The sequence below is a fragment of the Reyranella sp. genome, from assembly GCF_050185545.1.
Classification (GTDB): domain Bacteria; phylum Pseudomonadota; class Alphaproteobacteria; order Reyranellales; family Reyranellaceae; genus Reyranella.
The window spans coordinates 1-1,617 of the sequence record NZ_JBFWZI010000277.1 but is presented as its reverse complement, the minus strand read 5'-3'; the positions used below and the strand labels follow the sequence as shown (position 1 = coordinate 1,617).

The window sequence follows — 1,617 nt, the reverse complement described above, 5'->3', positions numbered from 1 at the left end:
TCCCCGGGCGACAACGTCGAGGCCCACGGGCGAAGGGAGAGCTAAGTGCTCCTGACGCAATCGAAGTTCATCGATTTGGCGTCCCGCCCGGACGCCCGAGGGACCTTGCCGTACTTGGCGCACCACTCGGTAGCCTTGGGCAGGAATTGCGCGGTGCTCCCCTCGCCCGGGACGTTGACGAACTCGCTGTTTCCCGTGACGCCACTGCCACACGCGACCAGCGCGATCGCGGTGACTCCAAGGCAGAACCATTTGCCGAGCACTGGGCAGCCTCCATGGGTGCATCGAGGTGGAACGATTGTCACGGCGAGGAATGCCGGGGACGGGGACGATTGGTCGTGGCTCACTCACTCCCTGTTGGCGACTTGTCTGCGGCGCTGAAAGGCCGTGGCCGTCCAGGCACGCTCGCGTTTGTGGCCCTCACCACTGCGCCATGAACTGGCGGATCGGCTCGGCGCCCGGATTGGTGTAGCGGCGGTCGAGCACGATCGACTTGGCGGTCGCGCCCTGGCCGTAATAGAGCGCGTTCCAGTCGCTGTCGGCGTCGAGGTAGGAACCTTCGATCGAGGCGCCGGCGAACAGGCCGGCCGAGTTCGAGTAGGCGACAATGTCGGCGCCGACCGCCGCCGTCGAGGCGCCTTCCATGCCGATGCCCACCGCTACCATGGTGACGCCGGCCTCGGCGCCGAACTTGAACTTGTGGTCGATCAGCGCCGTCAGGCCCTTCTCGGTGCGGACGATGAAGACGATCTCGGAGACCTTGGCGCCGATCTGCAGGCCGAGGCTGCCCGAGCCCATGTTGTAGAAGGCGGGCGGGCTCCAGTCCCCCGGGTTGCTGCGCGCCATCAGGATGCCGCGGCCGCCGGCAGCGCCGACGATGAAGCCGCCCTGCACCAGCTCGGGCATGATCAGCACGCCGCGCGCCGTGGTCATGTTGCGGGCGGCGTCGGGGAAGTCCTTGCCGGTCAGGACCTTGCGCGCGGTCTCGAGGCAGGAATCGACCAGCGACTGGCGGCGTGCATCGGCGCGCGCCGGCACGGCGGCAGCGAGAGGAAGGGCAAAGGCGGCCGCGGCGCCCGCCAGGGCGGTTCGGCGATCGAGCTTCATGGAGTGCTCCTTGTTGGGCTCGTGACCGGCGCCGGGGAAGCGCCGTGATGGCCACTGCAATCTTCATGATAGCACGGTTCGGGGCGGTTTTGCGGCCGGGCCGCGGCCGCCACCGACGGTCACCGGCCGGTCACAGGATTCAATTCCCTCCCCCCTGTGGCGCTGTAAACAGCGCCACAGGGGGAGGTGGCGCCGTCTTCGGCGACGTAGGGGAAAAGGCCGCACGCGAGGTCCGTGAAGTTCCGACGTCAGAATCTCATGGATCGCGTCTGAGGCATTCCCCCTCCGTCCCCGTATGACGGGGCACCCACAGGCGTTAGATTAACCGAGAGAGCCGAGTCATTCGTTGGGAGCGCGCCACTCCGCTGGCGCATTCTTTGTCGATCAAGTCTCCCATGATCGCCCGCGGAGTGGCGCGCTCCCAGCGAATGTGGCGCGTGTCCCACCAAATTTAACGTCTTCGGGGCACCACCCCCCACAATCACCCCGACAACGGGGGTGGACGGGTAT

Annotated in this window: 2 protein-coding genes; both read right to left on the bottom strand. The window is 67.1% G+C overall.

The window, feature by feature from the left end; all coding sequences use genetic code 11:
• Positions 1–41: 41 nt before the first annotated feature.
• Positions 42–263: a hypothetical protein gene (locus tag AB7O82_RS35885; RefSeq protein ID WP_428621656.1), complete on the bottom strand. Its 222-nt coding sequence runs from the start codon at positions 261–263 to the stop codon at positions 42–44.
• 157 nt (positions 264–420) lie between these two features.
• The gene (locus AB7O82_RS35880; protein ID WP_428621654.1) at positions 421–1,107 is read right to left on the bottom strand and encodes a lipid-binding SYLF domain-containing protein; all 687 of its coding nucleotides are present in this window, start codon (positions 1,105–1,107) and stop codon (positions 421–423) included.
• Between the last annotated feature and the right edge of the window lie 510 nt (positions 1,108–1,617).